We start from the raw sequence: 15,125 nt of genomic DNA on the forward strand, positions 1-15,125 counted from the left end.
TTCAACCGATTACCTCGACCGGTGCCCAATGCCACCCATCCTGAAATCCATCCTTGCAAGCACGCTCTTGCTCCTTGTGACCAACTCGGCTGCATGGGCGGCGGACGACGCGCCTTCGCTTGATACCTGGTCGATGGCCATCGGTTTGGTTGGCGGGTTGGCCCTGTTTTTATACGGGATGGATCACCTTGCCGGCGCGCTTAAAACCCTTGCCGGGGCAAGGCTACGCCGCGTTTTGTCTGGCATGACGCGCAATCGCATTTGGGCGGCAGTTTCGGGTGCGGTCATTACCGGGTTGGTACAATCTTCAAGTGTTACGACCGTGCTGGTGGTCGGGTTTGTATCGGCCGGACTGATGCCGTTTGCGCAATCGATTGCCGTGATCATGGGCGCCAATGTCGGCAGTACCCTGACCGCGCAAATCATCGCCTTTCGGATTGATGCCATTGCGCCGCTTGTCATCGCGATTGGCTTTGCCATGACAATGTTGGCCGATCGCAAGCGGTTTACGCTGATCGGCAAGGCAGTGCTGGGCATGGGGATGCTGTTCTTTGGCATGGGCATGATGAGTGATGCCATGGAACCGCTTCGGACCTATGGCCCGTTCATCGATGTGATGGGCCAGATGCGCAATCCGTTTCTCGCCATGCTGGTTGCGGCGGCGTTCACTGCGCTGGTGCAATCAAGTGCGGCGACCATGGGGATTGTCATTGTTCTGGCCGGGCAGGGGTTGGTGCCGCTTGATAGCGGGATCGCGCTTATTTTCGGGGCCAATATCGGTACCTGTGTTACGGCCCTGTTGGTGACGATTGGCAAGAACCGCGATGCGTTCCGAACCGCCCTTGGCCATATCCTGTTTAATGTGGTCGGGGTTTTGATCTGGCTGCCATTTATTGATCATCTGGTGACGCTTGTGGAGTTCATCACCACCGGGCGCACCGCCGAAACCGTCGATATTGCACGTGAAATTGCCAACGCGCACACCATTTTCAACGTCGCCAACGTCATCCTGATGATCGGCTTTGTCCCCGCAATAGCACGCCTGATTGAAAAGCTGGTCCCGGCCGAAATCGATACCGAACCGCGCCTCAGCCCGGAGCCGAAATACGTCATCCACGAACTGACCATAGCCCCGGCAGCAGCCCTTAGTTTGTTGCGTAATGAAGTCATGCATATGGGCGATGTGGTGATTGATGTCGTGCGCCGTGGGCGTGAAAACCTGCGCAACCCGACACGCCCGAAGCTTAAAAAGCTTGGCGAATTGGATGACGGGGTCGATAGCCTGCAAGACGCGATTGCGCTGTTTGCGGCGAAACTGCCGCGTGCGGAACTGCTGGCAGCTGACCTCAACCGCATGCAGAACGAGCTTGCGGTCAGCAACCATCTTGAAGCTGTTGGCGATCTGATCAGCGAGGAAATGGTCAAGCTGGTCGGCGAGTGGCTTGATATTCGCCACATGCCGTCAGACGAAAACCGCCAGAAAATGGCAGAGCTTTACGAGATCGCCGAAGATTGCCTGAAACAGGCGATGACCGCCTTTTCCGCCGAGGATCTGGAGGCCGCCAATCGTGTGCTGGGCCGCAAGGCGGAGTTCACCACCAAGCTTGATACGACCCTTCGCAAGGTCAGCGATGAAATCGGCCCGCGCGATCTTGATATTCGCCGGTATCGGATTGAGGTCGCAATGGTCGAACGTATCAACCGCCTGTATGAGCGCGCACGCCGGATTGCCCATGCGACAATCGCGATTAAAAATCAGCAGGAACCAGCGCCGACCGAACAGAACGCGGCATCGACCATTGCCGATGCCATGTAATGTTCTGGTGCCTTAACGGTCGGCAGGCGGGGTGTTGATGTCTTTTTGCATCACGGTGACGTCGCAGGCGCGATAGCCAAGATGGCGATAGAAATCCTGCGTCGCATGGTTATCTGCACGCACCATCAATTGCATGCGCCAGACACCCTGATCGCGCAGCCAGTTTTCCCCGACTTCCATCAGGCGGCGACCCAGTCCTGATTTCTGCAAACTTGGTGTGACGGCCATATAATAGACCCAGCCACGGTGCCCATCATGACCCGCCATGATGGAGCCGATAATGTTATCGCTGTTATCTTCCCAAACGAAAAGGGTGGCTTCGCTGCTTTCAAGCGCGAAGCGCACATCCCATTCCGGCGGATTATACGGGCGGTAAAGCCCGGTTTCCTGCCAAAGGGCTGTCAGTGCGGGGATATCATCAAGGGTCGCGGTTCTGGGGGCGGGTTTTGGGGCGTTGGTCGTCATGGTGCTTCTTTCATGGGGCGCGTTGCAGAAGCGCGTAACAATGCTTGGATTACGCAAAGCCGTCAAACCCAATTGCATGACAAGTCGATGAAGTTAAACGCCAAAACGCAAAACGCCCCCAAGGGGAGCCTTGGGGGCGCAGGCGGGTCCGGGGTATCGGTTGGGATGGGGGAAGTCCCCGGACCGGGGAAGGTCAGGTTTTGACGGAATTATCAGATGATCGGGCGACCGGTCACGCTGCTCAGTTCCATTTCGCGGACAATGTCGCCGGCCTGATTGGTGACGGTGGCGGTATAAGTACCGCGCGGGGTTTCGGTGATGTCGCCCAGTTTAAGCTCACCATTGCCAAACCGGATCACCATCGCATTGGCCAAAAGCATCATCTGATCGGCGGTGAATTTGCGATCAAAACGTGCGGCCTTGTCTTTGTTCGGTTTGCCGATCAGTTTGCGCAGGTCATGATGGGTGCCGCGATCCATGCGGCCGGTTTTTTCATCAAATTTCAAAACCTCGACCACATCGCCACTGGCATTGAGCAAGACAACATCAATCTTGCCAGCCTGTTCGGACACCTTGGCATCACCGGTCTTGAGGTTGGATTCACCCATCTTCAAAAGCATCGCATCAACCAGCGTGCGGGCTTCATCGGTGGTCAATGGCACGGCGCGTGCGCGGACTTCGCCATGGAACATGCCGCCTTTGCCGTGTTTGCCATGTTCGCCGTATTCACCGTGTTCACCGCGCATATATTCGCCTTTATGTTCGCGTTCGCCAGGCGATGCATATGTCGCTGCAAACGGGGTTGCGATCATGGTGGTGGCAATCAGGGCCGCAGCAAGTTTAAGGGTGGTTTTGCGTTTCATCGGGGACCTCATCAGGTTTGTGGGGGATCAATGTGTTGAAGCCCGTTATCGCCTATGATTGTCGCGAAATGATCCCGGCGAACGGGCAAAATGGTCGCAAGCTTTGCCAAAAGGCCGTTTTGCGACAATCTGATACAAATTGCCGTTTCTGCCGGAACTGACGACGCGTTAGGTTAGGCTTCACAGACGATTTTGATTTCAGGACCGCATATGAGCGACCAGCCCCACATTCTTGTTGTCGATGACCATCGTGATATCCGTGACCTTTTGGGGCGGTATCTGCGTCAACATGAATATCGTGTGACACTGGCATCTGACGGGCGCGAGTTGCGCAAGCTGATGGCGGATAACATCGCACCCGACCTGATCGTGCTCGATCTGATGATGCCGGGCGAAGACGGGCTGAGTTTGTGTCGCTGGCTGCGTGAAAACTATGATGTGCCAGTCGTGATGCTGACAGCCCTTGGCGAGGAAACCGATCGCATCATCGGTCTTGAGATGGGCGCGGATGATTATCTGGCCAAGCCGTTTAATCCGCGCGAATTGCTGGCCCGGATCAAGGCCGTGATGCGGCGTGCGCAAAGTCTTCCGGTCGGGCGCAAGGGGCCGCTTCCGGGCGGGCAGGTGCATTTTGACCGTTGGGTGCTGGATCGTACCCGCCATGAATTGCGCGATGCCAATGATGTGGTCGTGCCACTCAGTGCCGGGGAATATGGCCTGCTTTGTGCCTTTGTCGAACATCCCAACATGGTGCTTAACCGCGATCAGTTGCTTGATCTAACCCGTGGGCGCGAAGCCGTGCCGTTTGATCGCAGCATCGATAATCAGGTCAGCCGCCTGCGCAAGAAAATTGAACATGATGCCAAGAACCCGACCCTGATCAAGACCGTCTGGGGCGGGGGATACATGTTCACCTGCGAGGTGACCGAAAAATGACCAAGCGCCGCCTGATCAAACGCCTTTGGCCGCAAAGTCTGACCGCGCAGCTTGTCTGTCTGCTGTTGGGCGCAATCATCCTGACCCACATCGTCCTTGGTGTCATGCTGGCCGAAGAACGCCGGGATGCGGTGGCGTCTGAGCGGCGCGGTTATGCCCTGTCACGGGTGGCGGCAATTTCGCGCATTCTGACAACAACCCCGCGTGATAACTGGGCCGATGTGTTGCGCGTGGCGCAATCACCGCAAAACCGCCTGCGGCTGGTGCCGGAAAGTGATGTGGTTTCCGGTGACGGATTTACCTCGGACACGCTGAGCCAGCGTTTGAACGAGGCACTGGACCTTGAAACCGGGGTTCCGGCGCGGGTTGAAATCCTGTCCGAGGATGAATGCTGGACGGAACGTAAAACACTCCGGCGTGAAAAGGATGCGTTTCTGGAACGTGACCGTATGGAGCGATCCGGCCACGACGATGATCATCATGATCGCGATGATGACCGTGATGATGATCGCCGAGCCCCTTGGTCGTTGCGCTACCTTGACCGGTTTGATTGCGATACCTCGCCGGTGATGCGCCTTGTTGTGCCGATCAGGATCCTTGGTCCGGACGGGGAGCCAACCGGCACAGCGCCCGATGTCTGGCTGGAAGCCATGATTGGCGGGGTCGTCTCGCCGCCGTGGTTTGTGTTCGACAATCTTTTGCGTGTTCTGGCGTCCGGGCTTGTCATTGCCGTGATTGCCTTTTTCCTGGCGCGCCGAATTTCCCGGTCGTGGGACGTTTTGACAAAGGCAGCCGATCGTGTCGGGCGCGGGGATTATCCCGAACCGGTGCCTGAAACCGGTCCGATTGAAATCAGACGCGCCACAAGGGCCTTTAACCGGATGACTGCCCGCCTCAAACGCTTTGTCGAGGATCGCACAAGGATGCTGGCCGCCATTTCGCATGATCTGCGTACGCCAATTACGTCGCTGCGCCTGCGCGCCGAATTTGTCGATGATCCGGAAAACCGTGCGCGCATCATCGAAACCCTTGATGAAATGGAACAGATGGTCGAAGCGGCAATGACCTTTGCCCGCGAAGAAACCGCGAATGAGGAAACCCGCAAGATCGATCTGACTGCCCTTGTTGAATCCGCGGTCGAGGATCTGGCAGAAACCGGACGCCCAATCAGATATATTGGCGAGGTCGATACCCGGGTTTATCCGTGCCGGCCGCTTTCGATCAAGCGCGCCTTTGGCAATCTGGTGTCCAATGCCCTTAACTTCGGCGATACGGTCGAGGTCGCGGTGCGCGATGCCGATGATGGCGGCCTGTGGATCGAAATTGCCGATGACGGGCCGGGGATACCGGTCGAACAGCGCGAACAGGTGTTTGAGCCATTCTTCAGGATTGAAGCGTCACGCAATCGTGATACTGGCGGTATTGGTCTTGGGATGGCAATCGCACGCACCGCCGTCCGGGCGCATGGTGGCGAAATATACCTTGAAGACTCCCAGAAAGGCGGGCTTCTGGCGCGTATTTACCTGCCGCCGGCACAGCCGCAATAACGTTGAATTCAGTCGTTTTGAGACTGCGTAATTCCGGTGCCGGCAAAGTGCGACAGTTTTTTGACAGATAGCCCTTGCGCTTTAAGTGACCAATAGTCATTTGTTTGCCGGAAAATAACTGTTTCCAAATCAATAATTGCTAAATTGCATTGCTGTTCTATTTAGGGTCTGGATTTGAACCAACGGCAGTGCGACAATCAAGCAGACGAACGGACGGAGCGTGCCCATGACCAATAACCAGTCTTCATCCGGCGTGGTAACCCCGCTTCCCGGAACCAATAACGCGCAAGCCGCGCGTGGATTTGTGCGCTCTGTTAACGACTGGCTGATGGAATGTGCGCTTGATGATACCGACATCAGCGAACTTCTGTCTGGCATGGCCAGTCGTCTGGTCGCATCGGGAATCCCGATTGATCGCGTCATGGTCGCGTTCAAGACCCTGCACCCGCTGTATGAAGGTGTTTCCTATATCTGGACCAAGGAAAACGGCCAGGTTGTGCGTACCACCCACATGGGCGATGATGAAAAGGACCGCGATTGGGCTGAAAGCCCGATGAAATGGATGCTTGATAGCGATGTCAGCTTCATGCGCCGTCATCTTATTGGCCCCAGTGCGGTTGTCGACTTCCCGATCCTTGAAACTTTCCGCCGCCAACGGGGCACAGACTATTACGCCCTGATGACCCCGTTCGTGACCGATAGCGACAGCACGCTCAATAGCAACCGCATCTTCATGACCTATCTGACGCGGCGTCCCAGTGGCTTCTCGGACGAGGATCTGGCGATCCTGTCAGGTATTCAGCGCCGCTTTGCCGTGTCGTGCAAAATGCGCATCAACCATGAAGAAACCCGCACCATTCTGGAAACCTATCTTGGCACCGACGCCGGGCAACGTGTCCGCAATGGTCAGATCAAGCTGGGCGACAGTACCAAAACCCGTGCAGTGATCTGGTTTTCGGATATGCGCAACTCGACCTCGGTTGCGACCCATGTCGGTGATGATGCGTTCCTGGGCGAAATGAATGATTTCTTTGGTGCAACAGCCGGTGCCGTGCTTAAGCACGGTGGGCAGGTTTTGCGCTATATCGGGGATGCGACGCTTGCGATTTTCCCGATTGATGAAGACGAAACCAATCTTGAAACCGCCTGTTACGCAGCACTTTATGCCGCGGCCGAGGCCCAGTTGAACATCGATGCGCTGAATGCGCGGCGCGAAGAAGTCGGAAAACTGCCATTCGATTACGGCCTTGGCATGCATGTCGGGGAAGTGATTTACGGCAATGTCGGCGTTTCGGAGCGTGTTGATTTTACCGTGGTCGGGCAGGCGGCAAACGAAGCAGCCCGCATCGAACAACTTACCAAGCAACTTGGTCGGCGTGTTCTGGTCAGTTCGACCGTGGCCCGGTTCATTTCCTGCCCGACAGAGGAAATGGGCGCCTATGAGCTTCAGGGGACGGGTGTCAGTCTTAAACTGTTTGCCCCGGATTTCTCGGAGACCTGCCACCGTATCGAGCTGATGCGCAGCGCCTGAGCCTGATCAGGCGAGGCTGTCAAAATCCTTCACCACCGAACTGGCTGACGTGCCGACCTTGGAGAAGGTTGTCTGGGCGTCACTGACGGCATCGGTCGCAGCCTTGATGATCTTGGAATAAGGGTCGACTTCCTTGGTAGCCAGCATCTGTTGCATGGCGACGCCGGTGGTGGCGGATGCCATCGACATGATATTGCGCAGATAATCCGTCGAATCCTGCACCGCATAGGCGGCGGCCTGCGCAACCTTTTGATAGGCCACACCATTGGCACCGGGGATCGCACCGTTCAGAACCGCATGGTTGGTCGTGCCGACAGCCTGCACGATCTGCGGGTTCAATGCCGTGCTGAGCGGCGGGGTGCCCGGCGGATTGTCCGGGGCTGCAGGATCAGACGGCGATGCCGGTTTGTTTGCATCATCCTTGTCATCGGCCTTCTTATCGCCTTTTGCGTCGCCACCATCTTTCGCGTCTTTGGTGTCTGCGGCGTTTTTGTCGCCGTCACCATCCTTGTCGGCGGGGGACGCGGCTTTGTCCGGCTCATTGCCCTGATCTTTGTTTTCAGCTTTCGGATCTTCGTTCTGTTTTGCGTCGTCGTCTGCCATCGAAAACCTCATATGCAACGGGTCAAAAGACCGGTTTGATTATCTCTGTCGGGACGGGTCAGGAGCCATAAAATCTGCGGGCGCGTTATTCGCCGCTTTTGCCGCCGCCCATGCCACCGCCAGTACTTTCCAGGATCATACGGCAGGCGCTTGATGTGACGGCGTTGCCGATCTGCTGCAGGCCGCCTTGGGTCTGCATGGCGTTTTGCATCGACAAACTGATGGAATGTGCCATCGTCTGATACACAAGCCCCATGGCATGTGCCGGTGCTTCGCCCAGAACCTTGACGTTGTTCTGGGTCACTGCATCGGTGATTTGTGAGTTTACAGGGGTGTTGTCTGCCATTTCACGCCCTCATGTTTTGACCGTATTTGGTCCGGGCAGGACCAGACGGATCATGTGCCTAGCGGCGGGTTGCTGCCAAAATTACGAGTAGTGTCAAAAGCGCATCGCTGTTGTCAGACCGGCCGAGTTTGGCTGTTGCCTGCGCACCCGCCATGGTGTTGACGGAATAAAGCTGCATCACGCCCTGATTGGTGGCGGCTTGCGAACACATCGATGCCTGTTGCTGTGCCTGAACAGCGTTCTGGAACAGGATCGATGTTGAATGGGCCGCACTTTGGTAAATCGCACCCATCGCATTCGCAGGCGCGGAACCAAGAACACTGACCGCACTCTGGGTCACAGAGTCTGTAATCTGACCATTCACCGGGGTTGGAATTGCCATGTTATCCTCCGAAAAAGCGATCGGTCTGACCGCACATCTCTAGACGTCGCACGGACGTGATTGTGATCAATTAGAGTCTGTTGCGCCTAGCCCGCCTGGGCGGTGATCAGGGCAACAAGCTTTGACGTTGCTGTATTGGCAACCTGTTGCATGTTGCCTTGTGTCAGGGTTGCGTTTTCCATGGCAAGGCCGGTGGCATGTGAATGCGACTGCATGGCCATGGAAACCGCCTGTGCCGGGCTTTCACCCAGAATTTTGACGTTGGTCTGGGTGACAGCATCGGTAACTTGCGGGTTTACGATATCACTCATGTTACGTCCTTTGTCTGTTCGCCCTGGGCGCTGGCGGCGTAGTCAAACTTTTCCTTGTAGTCCGATCCATCCCCCATAAACATTGGGTCGGCCTGGCCAAGCCACGAACTGGTTTCGGTGTTATCTTGACCTTCACCTTTCTGATCGCCGGATTCTTGTGAATCTGCGTCTTCGAGGGACACGGTATCCGAATCCCCTGTCGCATCGAGGCCGTCGTAAGATGCTATTTCCCCTTCGTCCCAGTCTGCTGTGTCGTAAAAAAATTTGGCTTGTTGTCCTGGACCGACAGGGTGGCCTTTGCACATTCCATGGTGGTTGCAAGGCTTGCGACCGCCTGTTGCTGCTGTTCATTGACCATGTTGGCAAACAGGATCCCCTGTGCCTGGGCCTGCGACAGATAGGTCTGCATCGCGCCCATCGCCGGGCCATTGGCAATGACCGATGTGTTGGTTTGGGTGACGCTGTCGGTAATTTGTTCATCGACTTCGTTCGGATTGCTCATCGGGGTGATCCTTATTAACTACGACGTTTCATCATTTGCAGAATGCTCTGGGTCATGGTCGTCATGCCGATCATGGCATTTTGCTTTTGGGCCGAGACCATGTTCGCCATCAGGATGTTCTGCGATTGCGCCTGACCCATCATGGATTGCAACGCGGCGAAGCCTGGACCGGCCCCCATCGTGGCAACATTGGTCTGGGCAACGCTGTCAGTGATCTGATCTGAAACCGAGCACTGATGATCATCTTCATGGTGACTGGCGGGGTGGTGCTGGGATTTCTTGCCGTCTTGCTCAGGTGGTGCCGATGGCATGTCCGTCTCCTTGTCTGGAGGAATGGGCTGGCGGAAGTGCTACGTATCGGTTTGACGCCGAGCGCGGGCATTTGTGAAAGAAAAAGCCCGGCAAGCGCATGCATGCCGGGCGGGGTTGGCGGCGAAACCAGTGGGGATGTTTAGGACACGGCCGTACCGGTCGTGGCTTTAAGAGCCGACAACAGCGAAAGCATATTGTCGGGAACGTCGCTTGCGGCGAGTTTCGAGGTCGCAACGGCCCCCGCCATGGTGTTGACAGAGTAGACCTGGATGACGCCCTGATTGGTGGCCGCCTGAGAGGAAATGCCCACCTGATGCTGGCTGCTGACAGCGTTCTCATAGAGAATGCCATGAGAATGCGCCAGCGACTGGTAAAGCGAGCCCATGGCCATTGCCGGCGCATCACCCATGACCTCGACATTGGCTTGGGTGACGGCGTCGGTAATCATACCATTGACCGGAGTGTTATCAGCCATTGTGTATCTCCTGGTTACCTAAAGAAGTGCCGGAAGGAACGTAAGGCCCCGAACCGACCCTTTCCGCATGTCCTGCGGTCAGACAGATGACGGGGGACTTGGTGTCTTGTGACGATGGGCTGGCAAAAACTTGGATTGCTTGCAGAACCGTTGCCACAATGAAAACGGGCGGTCGCAGATCAATACGACCGCCCGGTGTGATACTGGCTGGACGGGCCGAAACCCGGATCAAAATCAGTTTCTGGTTGCCTGAAGCGTCGTCAGAAGCGTCAGCATATTGTCGGGCACATCGCTTTTGGCGATCTTGGAGGTCGCAACGGCGTCAGCCATGGTGTCGACCGAATAGATCTGCAGGATGCCCTGATTGGTCGCGGCCTGCGAGGTGATGCCGTTCTGCTGCTGGGCGCTGACGGCGTTCTGATACAGGATGCCCGTCGAATGTGCGAGGGACTGGAAGATTGAACCCATCGCCATTGCCGGGGCGTCGCCCAGAACTTTCACGTTCGCCTGGGTCACGGCATCTGTGATCTGACCATTTAGCGGAGTGTTATCAGCCACTGTTTATCTCCTGTTTGCCTAGGGAAATGCTGGAAGGAAGAGATGTTCCAAACCAGCCACTTTGCGTGTGTTGCGGTCAGACAGATGACGGGGGGCTTGGCGTCTTGTGACGCAGGGCTTTGCAAAAGAACGGATTGTTTTGCAAAGCCCTGATCAAATGAAATCGGGCGATCGCTGATGATTGCGACCGCCCGATTTGAAACTGGCTTTGGGGCCAAAGATGTTTTGAAAATCAGCCCTTGGTTGCCTGAAGAGCGGTAAGAAGCGACAGCATGTTGTCGGGTACGTCGCTTTTGGCAATTTTGGAGGTCGCAACAGAGTCTGCCATCGTGTCGACCGAATAGATCTGGATGACGCCCTGGTTGGTTGCGGCCTGCGAGGTGATGCCGATCTGCTGCTGTGCGCTGACGGCGTTTTCATAAAGAATGCCGGTGGAATGAGCGAGGGACTGGAAGATCGAGCCCATTGCCATTGCCGGGGCGTCGCCCAGAACTTTCACGTTAGCCTGGGTGACTGCATCAGTGATCTGACCATTTACCGGGGTCGGAATCGCCATTGTAAAGTCTCCTTCGTTACGCTTTGCGGTGTGCTGCTTGCTGTTGTGTTTCTGTCGGGGTTTCGCCGTCCCGTTTTCAGTCTATCGACGCTGGTGGTGTATCGTTGTGACGCGTCTTTTTTGCGAGTTGGTCGTTTTTTTTACGCACGTATTCTTATTGAATGCCCGAAGCCCTGAGATGTTCGCGGGCCAGCTGAACACGTTTGCGCACCGCGCAGTTGCTTAAGCCCAGGGCCGCTGCAATCTCGTCATAGGTGCGGTCCTGGACACAGCGCATCAAAAGCGGCTTGCGCAGTTTTTCCTGCATCTCAAGAAGGGCCGCTTCGAGCTGATCCAGTTTTTCACCAGCGAGATAAGATTCCTCGGGGCTCGGTGTGATCGGCGCTGTCATCGGGGAGGCCGGTGTGTCGGCAGCCCCATGGGTTTCTTCGCGGTATTCCGCCTTGCGCCGGTTTTGCCTGTGCAAATCAATGCAGGCGTTATGGACAATGCGCGATAACCAGGCGCGATGGTTGCGGATTTCATCCATGGATTCTTCGAATTTGGTCGATGCCTTGACCATCGCCTCGGACAGCGCATCTTGCGCGTCATCCATATTGCCCGACATCAGTTTCAGGCATTGCTTCAAAAGCGTGTCTTGCTGATCAATCCACAGCGGCCAGAAATTCGGTGCCGCCGGGCCCAAATCGGCATCCGTTTGCGGATGGGTTTGCGGCGTGGATTGCGGGGAGGAATATTGTCCGTCATCGGGGGCATTTGGTGCGGTCGGTGCCACCGGTGCTTGCGGGACCGGCACATGTGGCACCGGTTGGCGCAATGTCGGGCTTTCTGCCCCCGGCACAAGACCGCGCAGGATATCAAGCGGGTCGGTCGGTGTGCCGCCAGGCGTGCCAAGCGCACCGGCAATGATGTCTTCGGGGCTCGGGCCGCTGCGTGATGGTTCAAGACCCGGGAAGCCTGCCAGCGGGTTGAAGTCTGCCGGGTAACCGGGCGGCGGGCTGTATCGTGGCTGGACCTGGTCTGTTGCCGAGCCGGGGTTTGCGGTTGCGGCGGGGCGGGTGTCTGCCGGTTTTGCTGCTGGCGTCATCGATTGCATGATGGTGCGTGCATCAAGGGCGCTACTTGCCGGGGGCGTCAATCTGTCGTGACCGGCCTTTTGATCGGCTTCTTGATCTCCGGGGTCGTCGGCTGCGGCAAGCTTTGCCAGATAATCTTCGGCAATGCGCGCCCTTTGTTCGGGTTTTAACCGGGACCAGATTGACGTCACCTTGTCATCATCACCCAACGCCAGCGACAGGCTTTGTTCAAGACTTTTGGCAAAGCTGATCTCGGCTTCTGTCAGGGTTGCCTCATCCTGCGGACTGTTCTTTTCGTTCTGCACTATGGACCCCTCCGGTTGATTGAATGCAACCATAGGCTGATTAAGTTTTGCGGTAATCATTATGACGTAGCCGCAAAAGAATTGTGAATAAAAGTTTATATACATCCTATAGTTGTGTTTTCGTGCGCAACGGCGCAGCCGTCGCGATGCGGGCTGAGGATAGGTTGGGGACAGATCGTCGCGCTTTGATGCGCTTGTTATTGCCGTTCCTGTTCCGGGCGTTGCCCGGTTGCAGACATCAAGCTAGGTCTTTTTGCCGGATGTCTTTTGCTGGGGCGCGGGACCTGAAGATTGGGGGGCTTGTTCCTTTTTCGGATCCCTTGGCGGGAAGGCTTCGGCAAGGGCGGTTTCCACCTTCTCGGACAAGGCCTGCATGCGCAAGTCAATCTCGCGTGCGATGATGTTGCGGATTTCATTTGCGATATCGAACATGACCTGCTGGCCGTTCTGCATGTTTGGATCCGATGCCATATGCGGTGCCCCTTGTTGTGCCGCCTGAGGATGTGGGGTGGCTTGCCCTGTCTGCTGGCTGCCGATTGCGGGCTGCGGGGCCTGGGCGCCGGATTTCACGTTTTCGGCATGATTGGAAATGGTCTGTTTTTGATCAAGAACCTGGGCGCGGGCCCGTTCGGCGGCTTGCGCCATGGCCTGCTGGGTTGCCAGATATTCCTGATTGAACGCCTTCCGGACCGCGTCCTTGCGATCACTTGCCGTGGTTACATCGTTTTGCGCCTGCCCAGACATCAGGTGCCTCCTTTGCTGCTGCCAGTGCTGCCAGAGTTGTCACTGTTGTCACTATTGCCGTTCTTGCCTTTGCTTGTGCCCGTTGACGATTTGGCATTGCTGCTGCTGGTTTTGCTGCTGTCGCTGTTGTCGGTGTCACCATCATCGCCCGGGTCGGATGTTTTTGCCGCTGCGCCAGATTTCGCCGGCGTGGGTGTGGGCGCAGCTTTCGCCGCTGCTGGTGTCGACGCCGCTGCTGATGCCGATGCGCTTATATCTGCATCAAGCATAAAGGCCGGTGGGATGAACCCGTATTTTTCAAGATCGGCAGCATTGGGATCGGTTGGCAGACCGGTCAACCCGGTTTCAAGCCGTCCTCTGCTATCTGAGATCATGCTGGCAGCCCGGCAGGCCGACTGATCATGCTGGGCATTGCAGCTCAGGATCGCGGTTGGGGTGCTGGTTCTGGCCTGGGTCATCAGCTGGGCGGTGACATCAAAGCTGGTCTCGGCTTCATAGCGCACCAGAACAACAAGACCGGCCCCCTTGTCGCCTTCGCTGGGCGGGGTGATCTGCACCCAAAACGGGACGCTGGAATTGGGGGCGACCATCACATTGCCCGCAACGATGGGGCTGGGCAGGGTACCGACATATTCCAGATGGATCGGCACCGGTGCACGATCAGCAAAGATCAGACGGATCAACGCCACATCCGGGGTTGCTTCACTGCCCGTCGCGCCAACCGTCTGTTCAAGATGGATGGCATGCGGTGCGCCGCCATAAATCGGTACTTCGGACATCTGGGGGGCGGCGCCATCGGCATCGATTGCATCAAACAAAAGCGCGCGTAATTGTGACGGGGCCGCATTCGGTGCCGTAACCGAAAGTTCGGACTGCGCATCTGTTGATGCGCCGACATGCAAGGACCATTTGCACAAGTATTTTGGCACATCCGGTGCCAGCATTTTCGCAGAAATGGCTGTTTGTGCACTGGTTTTGGTCGGCGACAGGGGATAGCCCTGTTCCATGCTGATCGCCCAGTCCGGCGTATCGGCGGTGGTGTCTGCCTTGCCCTGAAGGGTCGGCATGGCGGTGCGGAACATGTCATCGCGGATGACGGGGCCGGTCATGTCGGTTGTGCTGCCGTCCGCATGGATCGTGGTCACACCCCATTGCGCGTCCGTAGAACTGCCCGGGGTATTTGTGGCAGCCGAACCACTATCAGTACTGTACCAAGGGTCCATGTTTTCAAGCGGGCCGGTGTAACCTTCCGTCGGCGCACTTGCGGTTATTGGGGTTGGCGATGACGTCCCGCCATCAAGCAGATAACGTTGAATGATCTGAAACGCGGTTTCCATTGGCTGTGGCTGCTGTGACGGCTGAGCCTGACTGCCTGATGCAGCTTGCTCAAAGCCCGGCAGGCCAAAGTCACGGCAAAGCGCTGCCATCATATCCACGGCGGCCTGTTCGGAGCTGATCGCGTCCGGGGCTTCGGTTGGTTCGCGCAGATTGTTTTCGGCGTTTGCCGCACCGGCTTCGGATGACGGTTGCCCGTTATCGGAATTGTCGCTGGATTTGGTCGAAGCCTTGGCTGGTTTGGGCGCGTCACTATCGGTCATGCCTGCACTCCCCAATGGTGTCTTGCAACACTCAAAAGGGCCGCCATCATGCCGCCCCTGATCTGCAAGAAGTTATAACGGTTCCTTGCAAACAGACGCATCGGGTAGGGGGAATGTGAAAAGATTGCGCTGCAAACGGCCAGAAAACACAAAACCCGCCAAAGATGCAGCAGGCTGCGTCTTGGCGGGTCTTTGTTTT

19 protein-coding genes are annotated in these 15,125 nt (G+C 56.7%); 4 read left to right on the plus strand and 15 right to left on the minus strand.

Annotation, left to right across the window (positions count from 1 at the left end; genetic code table 11):
* Nucleotides 1–28 precede the first annotated feature (28 nt).
* Nucleotides 29–1,816 carry a Na/Pi cotransporter family protein gene (locus B2T33_RS02515; RefSeq protein WP_197147144.1) on the plus strand — a complete coding sequence of 596 codons (1,788 nt, stop codon included), beginning with the start codon at nt 29–31 and terminating at the stop codon, nt 1,814–1,816.
* A gap of 12 nt (nt 1,817–1,828) precedes the next feature.
* Here the strand turns inward: B2T33_RS02515 and B2T33_RS02520 are convergent, their stop codons facing one another.
* Both B2T33_RS02520 and B2T33_RS02525 read right to left on the minus strand, forming a co-directional pair.
* Nucleotides 1,829–2,281, minus strand: a complete 453-nt coding sequence (locus tag B2T33_RS02520; protein ID WP_197147145.1) for a GNAT family acetyltransferase — start codon at nt 2,279–2,281, stop codon at nt 1,829–1,831.
* A 212-nt stretch (nt 2,282–2,493) separates the two neighbouring features.
* On the minus strand, nt 2,494–3,144 hold the full coding sequence (locus tag B2T33_RS02525; protein ID WP_197147146.1) for a hypothetical protein: 651 nt from the start codon (nt 3,142–3,144) through the stop codon (nt 2,494–2,496).
* 210 nt (nt 3,145–3,354) lie between these two features.
* On the opposite strand from B2T33_RS02525, the gene B2T33_RS02530 reads away from it, so the two are divergent.
* From B2T33_RS02530 to B2T33_RS02540, 3 genes are all read left to right on the plus strand, one after another.
* Nucleotides 3,355–4,080: a response regulator gene (locus tag B2T33_RS02530; protein ID WP_063088408.1), complete on the plus strand. Its 726-nt coding sequence runs from the start codon at nt 3,355–3,357 to the stop codon at nt 4,078–4,080.
* The gene (locus tag B2T33_RS02535; RefSeq protein WP_197147147.1) at nt 4,077–5,627 is read left to right on the plus strand and encodes an ATP-binding protein; all 1,551 of its coding nucleotides are present in this window, start codon (nt 4,077–4,079) and stop codon (nt 5,625–5,627) included. Before B2T33_RS02530 ends, B2T33_RS02535 begins: the two co-directional genes overlap by 4 nt.
* Before the next feature lie 226 nt (nt 5,628–5,853).
* The gene (locus B2T33_RS02540; RefSeq protein ID WP_008890478.1) at nt 5,854–7,158 is read left to right on the plus strand and encodes an adenylate/guanylate cyclase domain-containing protein; all 1,305 of its coding nucleotides are present in this window, start codon (nt 5,854–5,856) and stop codon (nt 7,156–7,158) included.
* Between the two features lie 6 nt (nt 7,159–7,164).
* Here B2T33_RS02540 and B2T33_RS02545 read toward each other — a convergent pair whose 3' ends face one another.
* The 13 genes from B2T33_RS02545 to B2T33_RS02605 all read right to left on the minus strand — a co-directional run bounded on the left by B2T33_RS02545 (nt 7,165) and on the right by B2T33_RS02605 (nt 14,926).
* Nucleotides 7,165–7,761: a hypothetical protein gene (locus tag B2T33_RS02545; protein WP_197147148.1), complete on the minus strand. Its 597-nt coding sequence runs from the start codon at nt 7,759–7,761 to the stop codon at nt 7,165–7,167.
* Between the two features lie 85 nt (nt 7,762–7,846).
* Nucleotides 7,847–8,107, minus strand: a complete 261-nt coding sequence (locus tag B2T33_RS02550) for a RebB family R body protein (protein ID WP_008890480.1) — start codon at nt 8,105–8,107, stop codon at nt 7,847–7,849.
* A gap of 58 nt (nt 8,108–8,165) precedes the next feature.
* Entirely contained in the window at nt 8,166–8,489 is a 324-nt protein-coding gene (locus B2T33_RS02555) for a RebB family R body protein (RefSeq protein ID WP_008890481.1), read from the minus strand.
* An 86-nt stretch (nt 8,490–8,575) separates the two neighbouring features.
* Nucleotides 8,576–8,800 (minus strand): RebB family R body protein, encoded by a 225-nt coding sequence (locus B2T33_RS02560; protein WP_008890482.1) that lies wholly within the window; start codon nt 8,798–8,800, stop codon nt 8,576–8,578.
* Nucleotides 8,797–8,982 carry a hypothetical protein gene (locus tag B2T33_RS02565; RefSeq protein ID WP_063088406.1) on the minus strand — a complete coding sequence of 62 codons (186 nt, stop codon included), beginning with the start codon at nt 8,980–8,982 and terminating at the stop codon, nt 8,797–8,799. The genes B2T33_RS02560 and B2T33_RS02565 overlap by 4 nt, the downstream gene beginning before the upstream one ends.
* Nucleotides 8,983–9,023: 41 nt before the next feature.
* Nucleotides 9,024–9,302: a RebB family R body protein gene (locus B2T33_RS02570; RefSeq protein WP_008890484.1), complete on the minus strand. Its 279-nt coding sequence runs from the start codon at nt 9,300–9,302 to the stop codon at nt 9,024–9,026.
* Nucleotides 9,303–9,316: 14 nt separating this feature from the next.
* A complete protein-coding gene (locus B2T33_RS02575) occupies nt 9,317–9,613 on the minus strand; it encodes a RebB family R body protein (RefSeq protein WP_008890485.1) in 297 nt (98 codons plus the stop codon).
* A gap of 140 nt (nt 9,614–9,753) precedes the next feature.
* Nucleotides 9,754–10,089: a RebB family R body protein gene (locus B2T33_RS02580; RefSeq protein ID WP_008890486.1), complete on the minus strand. Its 336-nt coding sequence runs from the start codon at nt 10,087–10,089 to the stop codon at nt 9,754–9,756.
* A 234-nt stretch (nt 10,090–10,323) separates the two neighbouring features.
* A complete protein-coding gene (locus tag B2T33_RS02585; protein ID WP_008890487.1) occupies nt 10,324–10,647 on the minus strand; it encodes a RebB family R body protein in 324 nt (107 codons plus the stop codon).
* A 232-nt stretch (nt 10,648–10,879) separates the two neighbouring features.
* Nucleotides 10,880–11,203 carry a RebB family R body protein gene (locus B2T33_RS02590; protein ID WP_008890488.1) on the minus strand — a complete coding sequence of 108 codons (324 nt, stop codon included), beginning with the start codon at nt 11,201–11,203 and terminating at the stop codon, nt 10,880–10,882.
* 154 nt (nt 11,204–11,357) lie between these two features.
* On the minus strand, nt 11,358–12,584 hold the full coding sequence (locus B2T33_RS02595; protein WP_197147149.1) for an RNA polymerase sigma factor: 1,227 nt from the start codon (nt 12,582–12,584) through the stop codon (nt 11,358–11,360).
* A gap of 243 nt (nt 12,585–12,827) precedes the next feature.
* Nucleotides 12,828–13,328, minus strand: a complete 501-nt coding sequence (locus B2T33_RS02600) for a hypothetical protein (RefSeq protein WP_197147150.1) — start codon at nt 13,326–13,328, stop codon at nt 12,828–12,830.
* Entirely contained in the window at nt 13,328–14,926 is a 1,599-nt protein-coding gene (locus B2T33_RS02605) for a hypothetical protein (RefSeq protein WP_286791069.1), read from the minus strand. Before B2T33_RS02605 ends, B2T33_RS02600 begins: the two co-directional genes overlap by 1 nt.
* Nucleotides 14,927–15,125 lie beyond the last annotated feature (199 nt).

This window comes from Thalassospira sp. UBA4513, from assembly GCF_002388495.1.
Taxonomy (GTDB): domain Bacteria; phylum Pseudomonadota; class Alphaproteobacteria; order Rhodospirillales; family Thalassospiraceae; genus Thalassospira; species Thalassospira tepidiphila.

Excerpts from the sequence above, each read along its gene's own strand:
- B2T33_RS02515 (WP_197147144.1), top strand. The coding sequence starts at position 29 with ATGCCACCCATCCTGAAATCCATCCTTGCAAGCACGCTCTTGCTCCTT.
- B2T33_RS02520 (WP_197147145.1), bottom strand. The coding sequence starts at position 2,281 with ATGACGACCAACGCCCCAAAACCCGCCCCCAGAACCGCGACCCTTGAT.
- B2T33_RS02525 (WP_197147146.1), bottom strand. The coding sequence starts at position 3,144 with ATGAAACGCAAAACCACCCTTAAACTTGCTGCGGCCCTGATTGCCACC.
- B2T33_RS02530 (WP_063088408.1), top strand. The coding sequence starts at position 3,355 with ATGAGCGACCAGCCCCACATTCTTGTTGTCGATGACCATCGTGATATC.
- B2T33_RS02535 (WP_197147147.1), top strand. The coding sequence starts at position 4,077 with ATGACCAAGCGCCGCCTGATCAAACGCCTTTGGCCGCAAAGTCTGACC.
- B2T33_RS02540 (WP_008890478.1), top strand. The coding sequence starts at position 5,854 with ATGACCAATAACCAGTCTTCATCCGGCGTGGTAACCCCGCTTCCCGGA.
- B2T33_RS02545 (WP_197147148.1), bottom strand. The coding sequence starts at position 7,761 with ATGGCAGACGACGACGCAAAACAGAACGAAGATCCGAAAGCTGAAAAC.
- B2T33_RS02550 (WP_008890480.1), bottom strand. The coding sequence starts at position 8,107 with ATGGCAGACAACACCCCTGTAAACTCACAAATCACCGATGCAGTGACC.
- B2T33_RS02555 (WP_008890481.1), bottom strand. The coding sequence starts at position 8,489 with ATGGCAATTCCAACCCCGGTGAATGGTCAGATTACAGACTCTGTGACC.
- B2T33_RS02560 (WP_008890482.1), bottom strand. The coding sequence starts at position 8,800 with ATGAGTGATATCGTAAACCCGCAAGTTACCGATGCTGTCACCCAGACC.
- B2T33_RS02570 (WP_008890484.1), bottom strand. The coding sequence starts at position 9,302 with ATGAGCAATCCGAACGAAGTCGATGAACAAATTACCGACAGCGTCACC.
- B2T33_RS02575 (WP_008890485.1), bottom strand. The coding sequence starts at position 9,613 with ATGCCATCGGCACCACCTGAGCAAGACGGCAAGAAATCCCAGCACCAC.
- B2T33_RS02580 (WP_008890486.1), bottom strand. The coding sequence starts at position 10,089 with ATGGCTGATAACACTCCGGTCAATGGTATGATTACCGACGCCGTCACC.
- B2T33_RS02590 (WP_008890488.1), bottom strand. The coding sequence starts at position 11,203 with ATGGCGATTCCGACCCCGGTAAATGGTCAGATCACTGATGCAGTCACC.
- B2T33_RS02600 (WP_197147150.1), bottom strand. The coding sequence starts at position 13,328 with ATGTCTGGGCAGGCGCAAAACGATGTAACCACGGCAAGTGATCGCAAG.
- B2T33_RS02605 (WP_286791069.1), bottom strand. The coding sequence starts at position 14,926 with ATGACCGATAGTGACGCGCCCAAACCAGCCAAGGCTTCGACCAAATCC.